Origin of the sequence: Stenotrophomonas sp. 57 (assembly GCF_030291075.1) — a bacterium.
Lineage (GTDB): Bacteria > Pseudomonadota > Gammaproteobacteria > Xanthomonadales > Xanthomonadaceae > Stenotrophomonas.
This window is the reverse complement of record NZ_CP127407.1, coordinates 126,469-145,998: the sequence shown is the minus strand read 5'-3', so window position 1 is coordinate 145,998 and position 19,530 is coordinate 126,469. Positions and strand designations below refer to the sequence as shown.

Sequence of the window (19,530 nt, the reverse complement as noted above, 5' to 3'; positions counted from 1 at the left end):
AGAGCCCTTTCCTCGCGGAAAGGGATCTGACCCCTTGCGCTGCGGGGTCCGGGGTCGGATCTCTTTCTGCGAGGAAAGGGCTCTGACCCCGGCAGGTCGAGCACGCTGAACCACTACCGGATGCGTGGCCGGTTACAGCTTCATGTTCAGGCCGACGAACACGCTGCGGCCCGGGGCCGGCGAGAACATCGGTCGGGCGCTGTCCCAGAAGAAGCTGTCGTACCAGACGTAGGCGTACTCGCGGCCGGTAACGTTCTTCAGCTGCAGGTCCACGCTCCAGCGCGGGTTGATCTGATACGCGGCGCTGAGGTCGAGCACGGCGAAGCCGCCGAACTTGCCCGCCACGTTGCGCTCTTCCAGGTAGTAGTCGCCCTGCGCGCGCGCCTGCAGGCCGAGGCGCAGCGCGTCGCTGGCGCGGTAGTCCACGCCCAGGTTGCTGATATGGCGCGGGGTGGCCGCCACTTCCCTGCCCTGCAGCGAAATGCTGGCATCGCGCTCGTCGCGGGTGATCTTCGCTTCCTGATAGGCGTGCGAGGCCCACAGCGTCCAGTCATCGCCAAGTTGCAGGCTCAACTGCGCATCCACGCCGCGGCGGCGGGTCTTGCCCAGGGTGACCGTGGTCCCGGTGGCCGGCATGTTGGACACCTCGTTTTCCGCATCCTGCTGCCACACCGCCAGCCGCGCCTGGCTGCCGGCGAACGGCTGGAACTTCAGGCCCAGCTCCATGCCGGTGTTGGTGGACGGCTGCATCGGCGCCTGTCCCGGGGTGAGGTAGGCCGGCGCGGTGGAGCCGGTGAGCACCTGGAAGGTGCGGCCCCAGTTCGCGTAGACGTGGGTGGTTTCGCCCAGGCTGTGGATGACGCTCAGCTTGGGCTGGCCGATCGTGCCGTAGTCCTGCAAGCGGCCGCTGATGCCGCTCATCAGGTGCGTGCTGCCACTGAAGCGGTCGATACGGTAGGCCGGCACGATCTTCCACGCCTCGGCGGGCTGGTAGATGGCCTGCACGTAGGCGCCCCAGTTGTCGAAGCTGTGGCGGTCGTTGTTCTGCACGCGCGCCGGGGCCTGGCTGAAATCAGTGGGTTCGGCGTAGGCGTAGCGCTCGCGGATGTAGCCGTTGTCCTGCTGTTCGTAGTTCAGGCCGCCTTCCACGGTCAGCGCGGGGCTGGCCTGCCAGGTGAGCGTGCTGAGCAGGCCGGTCTGCCGCTCATCCCACACGCGGCGCTGGCGCGGCAGGTTGCCGGTGGGCAGATCGCTGAAGGTCACCCGGCGATCATCTTCATAGCGGTTGTAGTACAGCCGCGTGCCGAAGGTGAGCGAGTGAGAGAGCTTCAAATCCACGTGCGCGGCGATCTGCCGCATGTCGCGGTCATCGCCATCGTTGCCGTTGCGCAGGTCGCTGCCACGGCGGTGCGTGCGCAGTTCGTCGGCCGTCATGAAGCCGGGTTCGTCCGCTTCGTGGTGGTAGGCGCGCGCGGTCAGGCCCACGCGCAGGCCGTCGTCCAGCGAGCCATGGAACCATTTGCCGCCCAGCGAATACTTCTTCGAGGTGTCATGGTCGCGGTAGCCATCACTGGCCTGGGTGCCGACGAAGTAGTTCTGGGCGAAGCCATCCGCTTCACGGCCCACGGCAAGCTGCGCATCGCGGGTGTTGTAGCTGCCGTAGGCCAGCCGCGCATCGGTGTAGGTGCCGCCCTGGCGCGTACCGAAGTTCACGTTGCCGCCAATGTTGTGCAGGCCGTAGCGCGGGTCGTTGGTCCCGCGCACCACTTCGATGTAGCTGATTTCCAGCGGGAACAGCATGTCGATGAAGCGCTGGTTGCCGCTGTTGACGTTGCTGGGGATGCCGTCGATGAGGGTCTTGATCGCGTTGAGGTAGCCCTCGCCGTTGAAGGCGCGGAAGCTGACCTTGCCCGACTCCGCACCCTGCCGGGTTTCGGTGAGCTGGATGCCGGGCATCTGCCCCAGCAGTTCCCAGCTGTGCGAGACGTTGCGGTCTTCGATCTGGTCCGCGCCCAGCACGTCCACCGAGGTCAGCACCTGGTGTGCGCTGAGCTGGCCTTCGCCATGCTGGTGCACCTGCACCTTGCCGAGGGTGAGCGCGGCATCGGCGGACTGTGCGAAAGCTTCAGGAGCGAACGGGGCGGCCGCGAGGGCGGCCACCAGCGTGGAGGTCTTCATGGGGGTGGAAGGGTGCGGATGAAATGTAATCATATAACATTTCAAGCACCTGCCATGTAGAGTCGCGCCATGCTCGACGGCGCCTGGCAAACCGCAGTCGAGCATGGCTCGACCCTACACAGGGGGTGGAGCGGTGCTTACACCGGGTAGCCGGTGGCTTCCCTGGCCTTCTTCCAGGCGCTTTCAAATTCGCGCGCGGAAATTTCGTCGTCCTCGTCGAAATCCAGGAACGACACCGGCTGGTCGGCCAGCAGGAAGCGGTCATCGCTGTGGGCATGCTCGTCGGCCCAGACCATCTTGGTGCCGTAGATTTCCACCTGGCGCACGATCTTCTCGCCGCGGGCCTCCATCAGCACGTTGCCCTTGCCCAGGCCCGATTCGGCCCAGTGCTTGTAGTACTTCTTTGCGGCGGACTTCGCGCCGGGTTTTGCGTTGTGCTTTGCGTAGGTCATTGCAGGGGGCCTGGCCGCAGGCGCGGCCGGAAGGTTCGGAATGACGCCATTATCAGGTATCCAGGGGTCAGATCCCTGTCCTCCGGAAACGGATCTGACCCCAGCCGACCTACCGTGGCAACGCCAGACCTTTCGGCCACAGCATCCAGAGGTTGCCCTTCTGCTTCATGTCGCCGGCCAGCTTGCCAGCGGCATCGCCACTGCCCCAGTACAGGTCGGCGCGTACTTCGCCGGCGATGGCGCCGCCGGTGTCCTGCGCAGCCACCGGACGCACCACCGGGGTGCCATCCGGGCGTGTGGTGGACAGCCACAGCAGGCTGCCCAGTGGCACCACGGTCCGATCCACCGCCACGCTGTAGCCGGCGGTCAGCGGCACGTTCAACGAGCCACGCGGGCCTTCCGGGCTGTCGGCGCTGCGCACGAAGAACACGTAGCTGGGGTTGCTTCGCAGCAGTTCCGGCACGCGCGCGGGATTGGCCCGCGCCCAGGCGCGGATCGCGTCCATGGTCACGTCTTCCTTCTTCAGCTGGCCCTGGTCCACCAGCCAGCGGCCAATGGCGCGGTAGGGATGGCCGTTCTGCTCGGCGTAGGCCAGCCGCACCTGCGTGCCATCGGCCAGGCGTACCCGGCCGGAACCCTGGATCTGCAGCAGCTGCAGGTCCATGGGATCGGTCAGCCAGGCCAGTACCGGGGCCCTGGCGCCTTTGCTGGCAATCGTGCCGGCGTCGTCATAGGGCTTGAGCACCTTGCCTTCGACGCGCCCGCGCAGGCGCTTGCCCTTCAGTTCCGGGTAGAGGCTGTCCAGCTGCACCACGATCAGGTCATCGGGCGTGCCGTACACCGGCACCGTGGCAGTGGCCGTGCGGGTGAGGCTGCCGGGATAGATCGGTTCGTAGTAGCCGGTAATGAGCCCGTCGGCCTGGTGGCCGCCGGCACGCAGCGCGTAGACATCGAGGTCGCGCTGCAGGAACTGGCGGATCGCCGCCGGGTCATTGTCTGAAACCGCAGCGGCCGTGGCGCAGGGCTTTGCCCAGACCGCATCGTTCTTCAGCCGGCTGCAACTGCTGCGCCAGGCAACGAAGCCGGCCTGCAGGTCGCTGTCGGTGACCGGCGGCAGTGCGCTCCATGCGACCTTGGCGTAGGTCGCCGCCGGCGGTGTGACGGCCGTCGGCCGGTCGGATCCGGTGCGGGGGACGGTGGTGGAGCAGCCCGCGAGCGCGGCCGCTGCCAGCAGGATGCAGTGCCTGCGCTTGAAGGTGGCTGAATCGATCATGCCGCCATGGTGGAGTGCCGGCCGCTGGGCGGCAACCCGGCGTGGGGTCCAGCGTTCATGCGCCGGGTCACGGCGTCTGCAGCAGCAGCGAATGCAGGATGCGGGCGTCTTCGGCGTCCAGCGTCTTCGGCAGGTCGTCGCTGCCGCGGAAGCGGCGATGGAAGGCAGCGACGGCCGCTTCGCGATCCTCCATCGGGTAGCCGAAGCGGGCCATCGCATTCCAGGCGTCAAACCCTTCCGGTGCGGGGCCGTCGCTGGCACGCGGCCATACGCCGAAGCCGGCTTCGGCCAGCTGCTGCCATGGGAAGAAGCGGCTGGGGTCGGCCTTGCGCGTCGGCGCGAGATCGGCATGACCGATCACCTGCCGCGGCGGAATGTTCAGGCGCTCGGTGAGGTCACGCAGCAGCAGGATCAGCGATGCGATCTGCGCCTGCGTGAATGGCGTGCTGCCGTTGTTGTCCAGCTCGATGCCGATGGAGGCCGAGTTGAGATCGGTGATGGTGCCCCAGCGGCCGGAACCTGCATGCCAGGCGCGGCGCTCGTCGCTGACGAGCTGGTAGCGGTGGCCATCGGCACCGATGAGGTAATGCGCACTGACCCGGCCGCCGCTGTTGGCGGTACGCAGCGTGTGCAGGCTCTGCTGCACCGAATCCTGTTCGGTGTGGTGGATGACGATGATGACCGGATCGCGTGCGTTCTGGTTTGGCGAAGGTACCCAGGTCGCCAGCGGGTTGCGGCTTTCCTGCGGCACGGAAGCACAGGCGGCCAGCAGCAGGCAGGCCGAGAGCATCAGGGGGGTGCGGATCGGGTGCATGCGTTTGATTGTGCGCGATCGCGCGCGACGGTGCATGACGCGGTACCGACCAACGGTCGGAACCCACCCCGTCAAAGCGGAGTGCCGACCCAGGGTCGGCACCCACCAGGGCAAAAGGCTGCCCGTCGTTACCTCAGGCCTCGTAGGCCGATTCGCCGTGCGAGGTGACATCCAGGCCGGTACGCTCGGCCTCTTCGGTCACGCGCAGGCCGACCACCACCTTCACCAGCAGCAGGATGGCCGCGGTGACCACCGCCGACCAGACCACGGTGAGGCCGACGCTGACCACCTGCACCCACACCTGGTGGCCGATATCCAGATCGGCCTTGGTGCCGCCCAGCGACTGCGCGCTGAACATACCGGTGAGGATGGCACCGACGATACCGCCGACGCCGTGCACACCGAACACGTCGGCGGTGTCGTCCACCTTCAGCAGGCGCTTCAGGCCGGTAACGCCCCACACGCAGACCACGCCGGCGACCAAACCGATGACGATGGCGCCCAGCGGGCCCACGGTGCCGCAGGCCGGAGTGATGCCGACCAGGCCGGCCACCGCACCCGACGCTGCGCCCAGCGCCGACGGCTTGCCCTTGGTGATCGCTTCGGTGAGCGTCCAGCCCAGCACCGCCGCAGCCGTGGCCAGCACGGTGTTGAGGAAGGCCAGCGAGGCCACGGTGTCGGCCGCTGCCGCCGAGCCGGCGTTGAAGCCGAACCAGCCCACCCACAGCAGCATCGCGCCAATGTAGGTGAACGGCACGTTGTGCGGCTTCAGCGCGGTCTGGCCATAGCCCAGGCGCTTGCCGACGAACCACGCGGCGACCAGGCCCGCGACGCCCGCGTTGATATGCACCACGGTGCCACCAGCGAAGTCGATCGCCCCCATTTCACCCAGGTAACCGCCGCCCCAGACGATGTGGGCCATCGGGATGTAGCTGAGGGTGAACCACAGCGCGGAGAACAGCAGCACCGCGCGGAACTTGATGCGTTCGGCGAAGGCGCCGACGATCAGCGCGGTGGTGATGCCTGCAAACGTCGACTGGAAGGCGACGAACAGATAGTCCGGCAGGCCCTTGATCGGCGTGTTGCCCACTGAGTCGGGGGTGAAGCCCTTGAGGAAGGCGAACTCGGTGAACGAGCCGAAGAACGGATTGCCCGTGCTGAACACCGCGCTGTAGCCGTAGGCCACCCACAGCAGCAGCACCAGCGAGAACACCACCAGGATCTGGCTGAGCACCGACAGCACGTTCTTCGAGCGCACCAGGCCGCCGTAGAACAGGGCCAGGCCCGGTACCACCATCAGCAGCACGAGCAGGGTGGAGGTGAGCATCCAGGCCACGTCGCCGTGGTCGAAGGCCGGCGCTGCGGCTTCTGCGGCCACCGGTGCCGCAGCTACCGGTGCCTGCAGCGGCTCGACCGCGACGGTTTCGCTGGGCAGCGGCGAGACCTGGGCCTGGGCGTTCGCAGTGCCCGGCCAGGCACCGGCGGCGAGCGCGCTGAGCAGCATCAACAGCCACACGACATGGAACCGGGCTTGCCACCCGGTGAGAAGGCGCATCTTCATGGGGGGAATCTCCGGAAAGGGGTTACAGCGCGTCGGCACCGATTTCGCCGGTGCGGATACGGATGACCTGCTCGACGGCAGTGACGAAGATCTTGCCGTCGCCGATCTTGCCGGTGCCTGCCGATGATTGGATCGCTTCGATCACCGCGTCGGCACGCTCGTCGGTGACCACGGTTTCGATCTTGATCTTGGGCAGGAAGTCGACGACGTACTCTGCGCCGCGATACAGCTCGGTGTGGCCCTTCTGGCGGCCGAAGCCTTTCACTTCGGTCACGGTGATGCCCGACACGCCTGCGTCGGACAGGGCCTCGCGGACCTCGTCGAGCTTGAACGGCCGGATGATGGCGGAGATCAGTTTCATGCGCATGTCCCGATGGTGGATGGGGCCAGCGCGCAGACGCGCGTTGGCATCAGGCAACCACGGGCCATCAGGGTGATGGCCGTGGCTGTTGCACCGGACACGTACTGGGCCGGGACGGCCGTGCCTCTCTCCTTGCACGACCGACGCGGGAGGGAGGGCGGCCCTGGTCGCGTATCCGGTCTTTCTCTTGCCCCTGGAAAAGCGGATTGAAGTTCAGCGGACTAACAGTCCGCTCTACCACCGTCCGCTCTACAACGGCGGGCCTGCGCCCGCCTCGCGGCTCCCCAGCCGCGAAAACGGAAGCGACGGCGGCGGGTGGGAGGGGGAAGCCCGCCGCCATCGCATCCGGTCAGCTGGCGTAGTACAGCTGGTATTCCAGCGGGTGGGTGGCCGCGCGGAACTTGGTCACTTCCTGCATCTTCAGCGCGATGTAGCCGTCGATGAAGTCATCGCTCATCACGCCACCGGCCTTCAGGAACTCGCGGTCCTTGTCCAGCGCTTCCAGGGCCTGGTCCAGCGAGGAGCAGACCTGCGGGATCAGCTTCTCTTCTTCCGGCGGCAGGTCATACAGGTCCTTGTCGCTCGGTGCGCCCGGGTCGATCTGATTCTTGATGCCGTCCAGGCCGGCCATCATCAGCGCGGTGAAGGTCAGGTAGCCCGACTGGATCGGATCCGGGAAGCGCATTTCAATGCGGCGCGCCTTCGGGTTGGACACCCACGGAATGCGGCACGAGGCCGAACGGTTGCGTGCCGAGTAGGCCAGCATCACCGGGGCTTCGAAGCCCGGCACCAGGCGCTTGTAGCTGTTGGTGCCCGAGTTGGCGAAGGCGTTGATGGCCTTGGCGTGCTTGAAGATGCCGCCGATGTACCAGAGCGCCAGCTGGCTCAGGCCGCCGTAGCCGTCACCGGAGAACAGGTTGGTGCCGCCCTTGGACAGCGACTGGTGCACGTGCATGCCGCTGCCGTTGTCGCCGACGATCGGCTTGGGCATGAAGGTGACGGTCTTGCCGTTGCGGTGCGCGACGTTCTTGATGACGTACTTCATGCGCAGCAGTTCGTCGGCCTTCTGCACCAGGGTGCTGAACTTGGTGCCGATCTCGCACTGGCCGGCGGTGGCCACTTCGTGGTGCTGCACTTCCACTTCGATGCCGACCTGTTCCAGCGTCTTGCACATTTCAGCGCGCAGGTCGTGCAGGGTGTCGGTCGGCGGAACGGGGAAGTAACCGCCCTTCACGCCCGGACGGTAGCCGCTGTTGGCGCCGTCGTACTTGGCACCGCTGTTCCAGGCGGCTTCTTCGGAGTCGACCTTGAAGAAGGTGTTGCCCATTTCATTGGCGAAACGGACCGAGTCGAAGATGAAGAATTCCGGCTCCGGGCCGAAGAACGCGGTTTCGGCGATGCCGGAGGACTTCAGGTAGGCTTCGGCGCGCTTGGCGATGCCGCGCGGGCAACGGCCATAGGCCTGCATGGTGGCCGGGTCGAGGATGTCGCAGCTGATCACGATGGTCGGATCGGCGTAGAACGGGTCGACGTAGGCGCTGGATGGATCCGGCAGCAGCACCATGTCCGACTCGTTGATGCCCTTCCAGCCGGCGATCGAGCTGCCATCGAACATCTTGCCTTCTTCGAACAGCGACGGCTCGACGATGCTGACCGGGAAGGTGACGTGCTGCTCGACGCCACGCATGTCCACGAAACGCAGATCGACGAATTCGATCTGGTTGTCCTTGATCAGCTTCTCAACGTTTTCCACGGACATCGGTACGACCTCGGATGGGGATGAATGCCTGCTGAGGTACAGCAACGACCGTGCCAACTTTTTGCGGACTGCAAGTCATTGATTTCAAAAAGGCCGCCCCGTGCCGGTGCAGAACAGGCCGCACCAAACAGGTGCGCCGACGGCCAGACGCACCCGTTTGGTGCAGCAGGGATCGTCTATCCTCTCGACCTTCTTCCTTCCGCCGCGCGTGCACGCACCGTCCATGTCCGACCTGCTCTCCGCCCTGTTGCTGGGCATCCTCGAAGGCTTGACCGAATTCCTGCCGATCTCCAGCACCGGCCACCTGCTCATCGCCCAGCATTGGCTGGGTGCCCGTTCGGACTTCTTCAACATCGTCATCCAGGCCGGCGCGATCGTGGCCGTCGTGCTGGTGTTCCGCCAGCGCCTGCTGCAGCTGGCCACCGGCTTCGGCCAGCGCGAGAACCGCGAGTACGTGTTCAAGCTGGGCGCGGCCTTCCTGGTCACCGCCGTGGTCGGCCTGGTGGTGCGCAAGGCCGGCTGGTCGCTGCCGGAGACGGTCAGCCCGGTGGCCTGGGCGCTGATCATCGGTGGCCTCTGGATGCTGCTGGTGGAGGCCTACACCGCGCGCCTGCCCGACCGCGACCAGGTGACCTGGACGGTGGCGATCGGTGTGGGCCTGGCGCAGGTCGTGGCCGGCGTGTTCCCCGGCACCTCGCGCTCGGCTTCGGCCATCTTCCTGGCCATGCTGCTGGGCCTGAGCCGCCGAGCGGCCGCCGCTGAGTTCGTGTTCCTGGTCGGCATTCCCACCATGTTCGCCGCCAGCGCCTACACCTTCCTGGAAATGGCCAAGGCTGGTCAGCTGGGCAGCGAGAACTGGACCGACGTGGGCGTGGCCTTCCTTGCCGCGGCCGTCACCGGCTTCGTCGTAGTGAAGTGGCTGATGGGCTACATCAAGTCGCACAGGTTCACCGCCTTCGCCATTTACCGCATCGCGCTGGGCGCAGCGCTGCTGCTGTGGTTGCCGTCCGGCAGCTGAACAGCGCCGGCGCATGGCAACCCCGTTGTCGGCCCTACCCCGTTTCCCCCACGGTTCCCCAAGGAGACTCACCATGAACCGCAAGCTCACCCTGCTCCTCCCGCTGGCCCTGATGGCCGCCTGCAGCCAGACCCCGGCCCCGGCCGGCACCGGCGGCGACGACGTGGCCCCGGCCGCGGCCAAGGCAGCAGACCAGCAGACGCTGGCGCACCTGGATGCGCAGCGCCTGCAGAGCCAGCACTGGCTGCTGCGGCAGGCCACCGGCGCCGATGGCAAGCGCATCGACGCGCTGTTCGCCCGTGAAGACAAGCCGGTCACCCTGGACTTCGCCGATGGTCGCCTGTCGGTGAGCAACACCTGCAACCACCTCGGCGGTGGCTACACCCTGGAGAACGGCACGCTGAAGGTGGGCGCGATGGCGTCGACCATGATGGCCTGCACCGACAAGGCGCTGATGGCGCTGGACGAGGCCGTGTCGAGCCGCCTGCAGGGCGATCTGAAGGCCACCCAGGATGCCGACGGCAAGCTGACCCTGACCACCGCCAAGGGCGACGTGCTGGTGTTCAACCCGGAACCCACCGCTGAAACCCGCTATGGCGGCGCCGGCGAAACCGTGTTCCTGGAAGTGGCTGCCAAGACCCAGAAGTGCTCGCACCCGCTGATCCCGGACTACCAGTGCCTGCAGGTGCGTGAGGTGAAGTTCGACGACAAGGGCCTGAAGCAGGGCGAGCCGGGCAAGTTCGAGAACTTCTACGGCACCATCGAGGGCTACACCCACGAAGACGGCGTGCGCAACGTGGTGCGCGTGAAGCGCTATGAAGTGAAGAACCCGCCGGCCGATGCGCCGTCGCAGGCGTACGTGCTGGACATGGTGGTCGAGTCGGCCATCGAGAAGAAATAAAACGATGGAAGGGCGGCCGAAAGGCCGCCCTTCTTCATTGTGCGTTGTAGAGCCGAGCCCATGCTCGGCTGCTGTCTATCGGGAAAAGCAGCCGAGCATGGGCTCGGCTCTACAGAAGCACATTGCCCGCTCAGGCCAATGCGGGGTTCAAGGTGTAGGTACCGTGCAGCGCCGCTTCGGCCAGTACGTGGCCGTGCATGGCGCGGTACGCGTCGGCGGCGGTGAAGCGCTGCGGCAGGTCCAGCGACGCCACGTCCAGCGCGAACACCCGGAAGAAATAGCGGTGCACGCGCTCGTCGTTGAACGGCGGGTAAGGGCCGTCGTAGCCTAGGTAGTCACCGGCCATGTCCGGGTTGCCCGCGAACCAGCCGGTGAAGTCGTTCAGGCCCTGGCGGCTGCCGGCCGGACCGGCCGGTGCGCTCTTGCCCTTCACCACGAAGCCGTCGCTGCAGCTGCCCGCGGCGATCTCCTGCACCGTGGCCGGGATATCGGCCATCACCCAGTGCACGAAGTCGCAGCGCGGCTGGTCGCGCGGCACCGTCATGTCATTGCGCCCGACCGTTTCGGGCACGGTCGGCACGTCCGGGTCCACGCACACCAGCAGGAACGAACGGGTTCCGGTCGGCACCCCGCTCCAGGCCAGGTGCGGGTTGCGGTCCGGGGCGAAGCCGTCGGCATCGCCCGCGGCGAACTCCTGGTTGATCGGCGTGCCGTTGCTCAGGCTGTGACTGGTCAGCTGCATCAGACTCTCCTCACTCTTCCGGGTAACCCAGGCGCACCGCAACCGGGGTGAGCTGGGCGAAGGCGGCGCTCATCACGTCGCGGTAGTTGCGCCAGTGGCCGGCCGGCAGGCGCGGGGCGCCCAGCTGCGCCGCCGGCGGCATCGGCCGCTCGAACAAACGGCCCAGCAGTTCGGCCATCGCCTGCGGATCGTTGCCGATCTCATCAATGCGCAGCAGCACGTGCGGGTACAGGTCCTCCTCGTGCAGCGTCGCGATCTGGTTCAGCGCACGGGTCAGCCATTCGCTGGCTTCGGCCAGCGAGGTCATCGCCAGCGGTGCGGCAGCGCCGTAGGCCACCCAGTCCAGCAGCATGTCACGCGGGTCGCGCAGCACCAGCACCAGGCGGCCCTGCGGCAGCTGCGGGCGCAGCGCCCACAGCAGGGCGTTGTCCCACCACAGCAGCCAGTCGATCACGGTGTCGCTCTGCAGGCCACGTGCCGGCAGCTGCTCGCGCCAGCGCTGCACCAGCCGCTCCGACGTCAGCACGCCCGACGCCAGGTCCTGCAGCGTGTTGTAGTTCTGGAACGCATCGTCGGGCGGCGTGTTGGTATAGCGGTCGCTGCGCAGCACCGGGCTGGCCGCGGCCAGGCCGGTCGCCACGCGCTCCACGCCCGAACCCGGCGCACCCCAGAGGAAGATCGGCGCGGAGCTGACATCGCCATCGATGCTGCCCTTGTCCGGCCAGCTGGGCGGGGACTTGGCCTGCGGCGGCAGCGGCAGGCGCTGCGGGGCCTGGTCGGCCTGCAGCGACAGCCACGTGCGCAGGGCATCCTGCGGCTGTCCGGCACGGTCCTGGATCTCGCCCATCCACGTGCGCAGGTCGGCACGCTGGTTTTCAGGCGCCTGCTCGATCAGGGCCTGTATGCGGGCCACGGCGGCGGCCGGATCACGCTGCAGCAGGCCCTCGACCAACCGGCTTTCGCCACTGACGCGGCCCGGTTCCAGGCTGACGATGCGCTCGGCAATCGCTTCGGCCTGTGCGTGTTCGCCGACCATGTCGTGCAGGCGCAGGCGCGCCTCCAAGGCCGGCAGATGCGTCGGCATCGCGGCCATCCAGCGCTCGACCGTGGCCACCGCGCTTTCACCGCCCACCTGCTCGATGGCCAGTCGCGCCAGCCACAGGTCATGCAGCTGGTCGTGGGTTTCCAGCGCGGCATCCAGCCGCGCGCGCGCCTCGTCCTCACGGCCGAGACGCTGCCAGGACATCAGCAGCAGCTGCAGCACCTGGCGGTCTTCGGGCTGCGCGTCCAGGAGCGGCAGCAGGTACTCCAGCGCCTGCAGCGGCTGGCCATTGCGCAGCGACAGCTCGCCGGCCAGGCGGCGCATCGCCGGGACGTCCATCTCCGGCTGCTGCAGCGCCACCTGTATCGCTTCGGCGGCGGCCGCCACGTTGCCCTGGCGCAGGGCCAGCTGCACGACCAGGCCATGCAGCGAAGACAGCGACGGGTTGAGTTCCAGCACGCGGCGGAACGACTGCTCGGCAAACGCCAGCATGTCCTTGCCAAGGTAGGCAAAGCCCAGCGCGTACAGCACGCGGGTATCGTCCGGCAGCGCCTTGCTGGCCGCCGACAGCAGTGCCAGCGCGCGGTCGGCATCGCCACGGCGCAGCGCGACCATGCCGTCGATGGTCAGCAGCTCCGGATGGTCCGGCTCCACGCGCGCGGCCAGCGTCGAGATGCGCTGCGCTTCATCGAAGTCGTTGCGGCCGATCGCCAGATGCGCCTGCATCAGGTAGGCGTTGAAGGAATTCGGATCGAGACCGGTGGTGCGTGCCAGTGCCGCGTCTACGCCGTCGAACTGGCGCAGGGCCATCAGCAGGCCGGCGTGCTGCAGGTGCAGCTGGGCATCGTCCGGGGCCAGCCGCAGCGCCTGCTGCAGGGCGTCCATTGCGTCCTCGGCGTTGCCCTGCTGCTGCAGCGCAAGCGCCAGCCAGCGGTGGGCATTGGCCAGGCCGGGTTCGTCATGGGTCCACGCCTGGGCCAGCTGCACGGCCTGGTCGGCCTGGTTCTGGCGCAACGCTTGGATGATCTGGTCTTGCATGGCAGTCCGGTTCAAGTGCAAACCCGCATTGTAGCGGGCTGCGCGCCGGTGCCGGTTCAGGCCTGCAGCACCCGCTGCAGGCGCTGCGCCACCCAGCGCTCGGAGAAGCCGTCGCCGCGCCAGTTCTCGATGAACCCGCAGTGGCCGCCCCAGCAGGCGGTTTCCAGGTGCGCCTGGCGCGGCAGCTGCCAGTTGCTGAAGGTGGCGTACGGAATCACCGGGTCATCCTGTGCCATCAGGATGTCGGCCGGTACCTGCAGGGCCGACAGGCGGTCACCGGCAATCGAGTAGCCGTCGAAATAGGCCTGCAGCGAACCGAAGCTGGTGTGGCGCTCGACCAGCCAGGCGGTCAGCGCGCGGATGTCCAGCTTCAGCACGCGGTCGTCGCAGTCGCTCAACTCGGGGAACAGGTCACGCTTGCGGCGCAGCGAACCGGCCCACTTGCGGCGGAAGTACCAGTCGTACATCGCCGGGCCGTTCTCGATGCTCTCCATGGTCAGCGCCGGGTCCAGCACCGGGCACACCGAGGCCACGCGCTGCAGCGGCACGCCGGCAGCCGGCGCGCGCAGGGCCAGGCGCAGTACGAAGTTGCCCCCCAGCGAATAGCCGGCGGCCACCAGCGGCAGCTGCGGCCAGCGCCGGGCGATATCGCCCGCGGCATGCACCACTTCGTCGATCAGGTTGGAGTGGAAGATGCCGCGATTGAGATGATGGGTGTTGCCGTGGTCGCGGAAGTTCAGCCGCACTACGTCGAAGCCCTGTTCCAGCATGCGCGCGGCGGCCATGCGCATGTAGCTGGATTCGGCACTGCCTTCCCAGCCATGCAGCAGCAGGGCCATGCCCTGCGGCTCGCGGCCCTCGACATGGCTGTGCCAGCCCTGCAGGCGCACGCCGTCGCCGCCATCGAGGATCAGCTCCTCGCTGACTGCACCGGTGGCGGCCAGCAGCAGCAGGCCACGCTGCAGGCGCATGCGGCTGGAGCTGAGCATCGACTGCAGGTGGGGATTGCGCAGCCAGCGCGGTGGCTGATAGTCAGCCGCGTGCAGCGTCGGCGTGCCGGCGTCCAGGACAGGTGGCGGGATCAGGGCCACCGCCGTCTCACCCGGCGCTCATGGCCGCCACGATGCGCGCGCGCGAGGTTTCCGCGATGCGCCGACGGCCTTCCAGGTCCTGTGCACCGATCGGTGCCAGGAAGTGCACTTCCGCACGACGCGCCGGCTCACCGAGCAGGCGCAGGAAATTGGCGAAGAAGCTCTCGCCGGGGCCGAACGCGACGATGGTCTGCGCGTCGCCCTTCACTCCGTACACCAGCGCCACCGGCTGCACCGGCACGCCGGTCTCGACCGCGGCCTGGAAGATGCGCGCGTGGAACGGGCCCACTTCGTGGCCGCCGCGGGTGCGGCCTTCCGGGAACACGCCCACCGCCTTGCCGTCGCGGAGGCGATCAGCCATCACCTGCATCACGCCACCGAGCGATTCGGTGTTGCCACGCTGGTGGAAGATGGTCTGGCCGCGCGCGGCGAGCCAACCGACCAGCGGCCAGCTGGCGATCTCGCGCTTGGCGACGAAGCCCATCATGCGCTGGCTGTGCAGGATGCAGATGTCGACCCAGCTGACGTGGTTGGCCACGAACAGCACGGCGCCGGGCAGCGGTGTGCCGATCTGCACCAGGCGGAAGCCGAAGATCCACATCAGCCCGCCCTGCCACCAGTTGACCACCTTGGCACCCAAGGTCGCCTCGCCCACGCGCAGTTCGCCCCACGGCGGAAGCATGCCGATCAGGATGAGCGGCAGGAACACGATGATGTGGACCAACAGCAGCGGTACGCGGTACAGGTAACGGCACACACGCGCCACGCCGCCACGGGGGGCCGGGGTGGGGGAAGTCATCCGCGCACGATACCGGAGGGCCGTCATCGCTGCCAGCCGATTTAGGCCATAAGAGCGATCGACCGGGGCAATCGGCGGGGAACGCTGGGTTCCGCCGCCGGCAACGAACCCCGGGGGCTCAGCCGTGGCCGGCAGCCACCACCGCCAGGGTCAGCCGCGAGATGCATACCAGGCGGCCCTGCTCGTCCTCGATGCGGATCTCCCACAACTGGGTGCTGCGGCCGACGTGCAGCGCGCGGGCGGTGCCGGTGACCGTGCCCGAGCGGACGGCACGCACGTGGTTGGCGTTGATTTCCAGGCCCACGCAGATCTGCTTGCCGGTATCCACGCACAGGTTGCCGGCGCTGCTGCCCAGGGTCTCGGCCAGCACCACCGAGGCGCCGCCATGCAGGATGCCGTAGGGCTGGCGGGTGCGCTCGTCCACCGGCATGGTGGCCTGCAGCCAGTCCTCGCCGACGGCGCTGAAGACGATGCCCAGGGATTCGATCGCCGTGTTGCGGCTGAGCGCGTTGAGCTGCTCGATGGAAACGGCTTCGCGGAAGACCTGGGTCATGCGGGTACCTTCAGAGGATGGGAACAAGGCCGGCGCCGAATGCAGTCAGCATGCGCACCAGCAGCCACTTCGGGCCGACGTTGACTTCGGGGAAGTCGCCTACGGCGACGTAGCAGGTGTGGAACGCCGGGTCCTGCCGCGGCAGCGGCTGCGGGCAGTCCGGGCCGGGTTTGAACTCGTAGTCGGTGGCGTAGCGCCACGGCCAGAAATCGAGGATGGGCAGCGCTTCGGAGGCCTTGCCGACGCTGTAGTTCAGCCCCGACAGCACCGGCGGCTTGGCCCGCGGCGCCACTGTCCACGAGTTCTGCGGGTGGGTATCGCGCAGGATGCTCTCGGCCAGCTGCTCGGCGAAGACCGGATCGTCGATGATCACCGCGCCTTCGGTGTTGTAGTTCTCGCTGCGCGGATCGAAGTTGTGGGTGCCGACCACGCCGATGCGGCGATCGACCACCAGCGATTTCGCATGCAGGCCCATGCGCGCACCCTTGCGGGTGACCGGCAGCGGCTTGTTGACCGCCTTGCTGCCAAGGAAGGACGGCCGCGTCTCGGTACGCAGCAGGCGTGTTTCCACTTCACTGCCGGCGGCGCGGCGGCGCTCGCGGGCGTTCTGGTAGGCGCTGCCGGTACGCGGATGGTTCACCGGGCCGCGCTTGTCCCTCGCGCTCGAACCGCCATCGCTGCCACCGCGCGCATTGCTGCCGGCGGCACTGCCCCCCAGCAACGGATTGCGCCCACCCTCGTCCTCACCGCCGGGCGCGGCGATGGGGTCGGGCAGCAGATTGCGGTAGTCGACCGGCGCATCCAGCGGGAACGGCTTGTATTCGAAGATGTTGAAGCCCAGTTCACGCATGTTGCGCCGCTTGTACTTGTACGACAGCGCATACACGATCGGGTTGTCGGTGGCCGCCAGGCTGTTGCTGGACACCACCACGCGCGGTGGCTGCGGCCGCTTGCGCAGCTCGCGGAACAGCTTCTGCGCCGGCTTGGACAGCACCAGGTACGGCGTCTGCAGGATCACTTCCTTCTGCGCACTGGCGATCAGCGCGTCCAGTTGCGGCTCGGTCACATGCTGGCCGGCCAGCGGCGCATCGGCCTTCTCGCGGCGATGCTTGCGTGGCAGGTCGGCCACATAGCGCACCGACGCCACCGGCAGCGCGGTATCGACGAAGGAACGGGTGACGAACTCGGTGTCATTGGCTTCGGCACTGACCCGCTGTACCCGTTCCGGGCGGCGGAAGGTGGCCGGCGGCAGGGTCGGCACGCCGTCGCGCAGCAGGGTGCGGCCGACATCGTTGAGGCGTTCGGCCGGGACGCTGCGGTGGGCACGCCAGAAGGCATCGAAGTTGGCCGCCATCGCGCGCGCTTCCGGGCCGGCGATCAGCACGTCGCGGTCGCGGAAGTTGTACTCGCGATCCCAGTCGTAATAGTCGTCCTGGTAGTTGCGGCCACCGACCACGCCGATCGCATCGTCGATCACCAGCAGCTTGTTGTGCATGCGCTGGTTGAAGCGGCGGAAGCAGCACAGCACGCTGCCGGCGTAGTCGAAGTAGTTCAGCCGGGCCTTGCCGAAGGTCGGGTTGTAGACGCGAAGCTGGAAATTCTCGTGGGCGCCGGACAACGCACCGAGGATCTGCAGGTCGGAGATCGCCGAAAGCTGGTCGATCAGCACCCGCACCTTCACCCCGCGGCGCGATGCGGCCAGCAGTTCATCGATGACCAGCCGGGCACTGTCGTCCTTGTCGAAGATGTAGGTCTGCAGGTCGATGCTGCGGGTCGCGCTGCGCAGCAGGTTCAGGCGCGCCACCAGGGCACCCTCGCCCTCGTCCAGCAGGGTCGCGTAGTGGCGTGGCCGTTCCGGGGTGGATTCGGTGAACGCGCGCCCCGCCAGCGCCCGCAGCGGTGAGTCCTGTGCACAACGGTCGGCGCGCTGGCAGTCGACCACGGTCGAGCGCGCCTGCACGGCGATCGTCTCGGCGCGGTCGCGCTCGGCCTGCGACAGCGATGCACACCCGCTGCCCAGCAACACGGTTGCCAGTGCCAGTAGACGCAGCAGTAGGTTCACGGTTTCGGCGCCTCGCTCAGGCGCGCACGCAATACGAAGGTCACTCGGTCACTCAAGGCTAGCTGCCAGCTGTCCATGCCGTACCGGCCTCGCTGCACGGTACCGCGGCTGACGACGTCGCAATCATAGCCGGGACGGGCACAGTCCGCTTTCTCGACCCTGAGCTTCTCGGGGTGGCTGATCCCGCGCAGGGTCAGCCGGCCATCGATATCGCCCCCGTTCTCCACGGTCTCCGGCCAGTACGGCAGCGAGTCGAACTCGACCACCGGATGGCGGCCGGCATCGAAGAACTCCTCGCCGCGCATCCAGCCGGTGTAGCGCGACTTGCCGGGAATCTCGACCGAGCGCGTGAACATCTTCAGGTGCACCTGGTGGCGGCCATCGGACAGGATCTCGATGCGGCCCTCGAAGTGCGGGAACACGCCCTCGATGCGCTGCCCGAAGCGGGTACGCACCTCGAAGCCGATCTGCGAACGCTGGACGTCCAGGCGCAGTACATGGTGCGCTTCGGCGACCACTGGCGGCAGCGGCGTCGGTGCAGGCACGGCAGCCCAGGCCGGGCCGAGCGCCAGCAGCGCGGGCAGCAGATAGCGGCTGCGCCGCGCCCGGCTCATCGGATCACGGCCACCAGAACGCGTTCAGGCTGGCCACGCCCGGTTCGATCGAGGCCTCACGCGGGAAGCCGAGCACGGCGATGCCGGCCGGCGGCATGCCGCGGTAATCGCTGCTGGTGCCCTCGGTCATCAACGCCACCAGGCGCTCCAGGCCGGGGTTGTGGCCGACGATCAGTACCCGGTCAAGATCACGACGGTCGTCCACCAATGCCGCCAGGGTGCCGGGGGTGGCTTCGTAGATGCGGTCTTCCAGGCGCTTTTCCACGTAACCGATGGTGCCGAGCACGGCTTCCAGGGTTTCGCGGGTACGCCGCGCCGGTGAACACAGCACGCAGTCCGGCAGCAGGTTGTTTTCCTTCAGCCACTTGCCGGCGGCTTCGGCTTCGGCCAGCCCGACCGGCGACAGCGGCCGGTCAAGGTCGGCCTGGCCGGGGGTGGCCGGTTCGGCATGGGCATGGCGCAGCAGGATCAATTCACGCATCGCGGGTTTCCATGAAGAAGAGGATGCAGCAGAAAGAGTGACGCAGGCATCAAAGCTTGAGCCAGGACAGCAGCGGCTCCCAGTCGGCCTGGTGTTCGCGCACCTGGGCGGAGCGGTAGTCGAACAGGCTGCGGCCGAGGCCGGTCATGACCACGTAGCTCTGGCTGTCGCGCAGCTGCGCCACCACCGGGTACGGCCATTCGGCCAGCATCTGCAGTGCCTGCTGCGAGGTCTGGGTCCAGGGCTTGGTGCGGTTCAGGACCAGCCCCACCGGCAGCTTGCGGCTGTGCACCCGCGGGTTCTGGGCCAGGCTGTTGAGGAAGCCGACGATGGCTTCGATGTCCAGCGCCGAGGGCAGCACCGGCACCACCACCGCGTCGGCAGCGTCAAGGAAATGGGGGATATCGTCGGCCAACGCACCGGCCGGTGCGTCGATGATGACGGTTTCGGTGCCCTCGGGCAGCTTCTGCGCCCACTGCTTCTTCCGATACACGTCGATGGGGAGCACCGCGCTTTCCAGCCCGGCACGCCGTTGCGCCCAGCGGGTGCTGGAGCCCTGCGGGTCGGCATCGGCGATCACCGTGGCCTTGCCCTGCAATGCCGCGTACGCGGCCAGGTGGGTGGCGACGGTGGTCTTGCCCACCCCGCCCTTGGAACCGGCCACCAGGATCGTCTTCATGCCAGCCTCGCTTCCGGGTACGTGCCCCGAGCGTACACCGGCGGTGGTGACGGGAGGTAGCACCGGCTGAACCTGCGGCCATCGCCTTTGCTATCGTGGCGCCCCCGAAGGA

General features: G+C 67.6%; 18 protein-coding genes. 2 read left to right on the top strand and 16 right to left on the bottom strand.

What is annotated here, in order from left to right; translation table 11 throughout:
* Positions 1-132: 132 nt before the first annotated feature.
* The 7 genes from QP512_RS00600 to glnA all read right to left on the bottom strand — a co-directional run bounded on the left by QP512_RS00600 (position 133) and on the right by glnA (position 8,398).
* Positions 133-2,178 (bottom strand): TonB-dependent receptor, encoded by a 2,046-nt coding sequence (locus tag QP512_RS00600; RefSeq protein WP_286070543.1) that lies wholly within the window; start codon positions 2,176-2,178, stop codon positions 133-135.
* A 137-nt stretch (positions 2,179-2,315) separates the two neighbouring features.
* Entirely contained in the window at positions 2,316-2,630 is a 315-nt protein-coding gene (locus QP512_RS00595; protein ID WP_032130155.1) for a hypothetical protein, read from the bottom strand.
* Positions 2,631-2,739: 109 nt separating this feature from the next.
* Positions 2,740-3,903, bottom strand: coding sequence for an MltA domain-containing protein (locus QP512_RS00590; protein ID WP_286070542.1), 1,164 nt, complete (start codon positions 3,901-3,903; stop codon positions 2,740-2,742).
* A 67-nt stretch (positions 3,904-3,970) separates the two neighbouring features.
* Positions 3,971-4,717, bottom strand: coding sequence for an N-acetylmuramoyl-L-alanine amidase (locus QP512_RS00585; RefSeq protein ID WP_286070541.1), 747 nt, complete (start codon positions 4,715-4,717; stop codon positions 3,971-3,973).
* Between the two features lie 133 nt (positions 4,718-4,850).
* Positions 4,851-6,278: an ammonium transporter gene (gene amt, locus QP512_RS00580; protein ID WP_286070540.1), complete on the bottom strand. Its 1,428-nt coding sequence runs from the start codon at positions 6,276-6,278 to the stop codon at positions 4,851-4,853.
* A 22-nt stretch (positions 6,279-6,300) separates the two neighbouring features.
* Positions 6,301-6,639 carry a P-II family nitrogen regulator gene (locus tag QP512_RS00575; protein ID WP_004134334.1) on the bottom strand — a complete coding sequence of 113 codons (339 nt, stop codon included), beginning with the start codon at positions 6,637-6,639 and terminating at the stop codon, positions 6,301-6,303.
* Between the two features lie 349 nt (positions 6,640-6,988).
* Positions 6,989-8,398 carry a type I glutamate--ammonia ligase gene (gene glnA, locus QP512_RS00570; protein ID WP_005420964.1) on the bottom strand — a complete coding sequence of 470 codons (1,410 nt, stop codon included), beginning with the start codon at positions 8,396-8,398 and terminating at the stop codon, positions 6,989-6,991.
* Positions 8,399-8,621: 223 nt separating this feature from the next.
* Between glnA and QP512_RS00565 the strand changes: the two genes are divergently transcribed.
* Positions 8,622-9,416, top strand: coding sequence for an undecaprenyl-diphosphate phosphatase (locus QP512_RS00565; RefSeq protein ID WP_286070539.1), 795 nt, complete (start codon positions 8,622-8,624; stop codon positions 9,414-9,416).
* A gap of 73 nt (positions 9,417-9,489) precedes the next feature.
* On the top strand, positions 9,490-10,317 hold the full coding sequence (locus tag QP512_RS00560) for an META and DUF4377 domain-containing protein (protein ID WP_286070538.1): 828 nt from the start codon (positions 9,490-9,492) through the stop codon (positions 10,315-10,317).
* A gap of 130 nt (positions 10,318-10,447) precedes the next feature.
* Here the strand turns inward: QP512_RS00560 and QP512_RS00555 are convergent, their stop codons facing one another.
* The 9 genes from QP512_RS00555 to QP512_RS00515 all read right to left on the bottom strand — a co-directional run bounded on the left by QP512_RS00555 (position 10,448) and on the right by QP512_RS00515 (position 19,418).
* Positions 10,448-11,059 (bottom strand): YbhB/YbcL family Raf kinase inhibitor-like protein, encoded by a 612-nt coding sequence (locus tag QP512_RS00555; protein ID WP_286070537.1) that lies wholly within the window; start codon positions 11,057-11,059, stop codon positions 10,448-10,450.
* A 10-nt stretch (positions 11,060-11,069) separates the two neighbouring features.
* Positions 11,070-13,139 carry a tetratricopeptide repeat protein gene (locus tag QP512_RS00550; RefSeq protein ID WP_286070536.1) on the bottom strand — a complete coding sequence of 690 codons (2,070 nt, stop codon included), beginning with the start codon at positions 13,137-13,139 and terminating at the stop codon, positions 11,070-11,072.
* Between the two features lie 56 nt (positions 13,140-13,195).
* Positions 13,196-14,185, bottom strand: coding sequence for an alpha/beta fold hydrolase (locus QP512_RS00545; RefSeq protein WP_286072077.1), 990 nt, complete (start codon positions 14,183-14,185; stop codon positions 13,196-13,198).
* A gap of 52 nt (positions 14,186-14,237) precedes the next feature.
* Positions 14,238-15,029, bottom strand: coding sequence for a lysophospholipid acyltransferase family protein (locus tag QP512_RS00540; RefSeq protein ID WP_286070535.1), 792 nt, complete (start codon positions 15,027-15,029; stop codon positions 14,238-14,240).
* 118 nt (positions 15,030-15,147) lie between these two features.
* On the bottom strand, positions 15,148-15,582 hold the full coding sequence (locus QP512_RS00535; protein WP_088023153.1) for a hotdog fold thioesterase: 435 nt from the start codon (positions 15,580-15,582) through the stop codon (positions 15,148-15,150).
* 10 nt (positions 15,583-15,592) lie between these two features.
* Positions 15,593-17,644 carry a phospholipase D family protein gene (locus tag QP512_RS00530; protein WP_286070534.1) on the bottom strand — a complete coding sequence of 684 codons (2,052 nt, stop codon included), beginning with the start codon at positions 17,642-17,644 and terminating at the stop codon, positions 15,593-15,595.
* Positions 17,641-18,258, bottom strand: a complete 618-nt coding sequence (locus QP512_RS00525; RefSeq protein WP_286070533.1) for a YceI family protein — start codon at positions 18,256-18,258, stop codon at positions 17,641-17,643. Before QP512_RS00525 ends, QP512_RS00530 begins: the two co-directional genes overlap by 4 nt.
* Before the next feature lie 4 nt (positions 18,259-18,262).
* The gene (locus tag QP512_RS00520) at positions 18,263-18,739 is read right to left on the bottom strand and encodes a histidine phosphatase family protein (RefSeq protein ID WP_005407539.1); all 477 of its coding nucleotides are present in this window, start codon (positions 18,737-18,739) and stop codon (positions 18,263-18,265) included.
* Positions 18,740-18,788: 49 nt separating this feature from the next.
* A complete protein-coding gene (locus QP512_RS00515) occupies positions 18,789-19,418 on the bottom strand; it encodes a ParA family protein (protein ID WP_286070532.1) in 630 nt (209 codons plus the stop codon).
* Between the last annotated feature and the right edge of the window lie 112 nt (positions 19,419-19,530).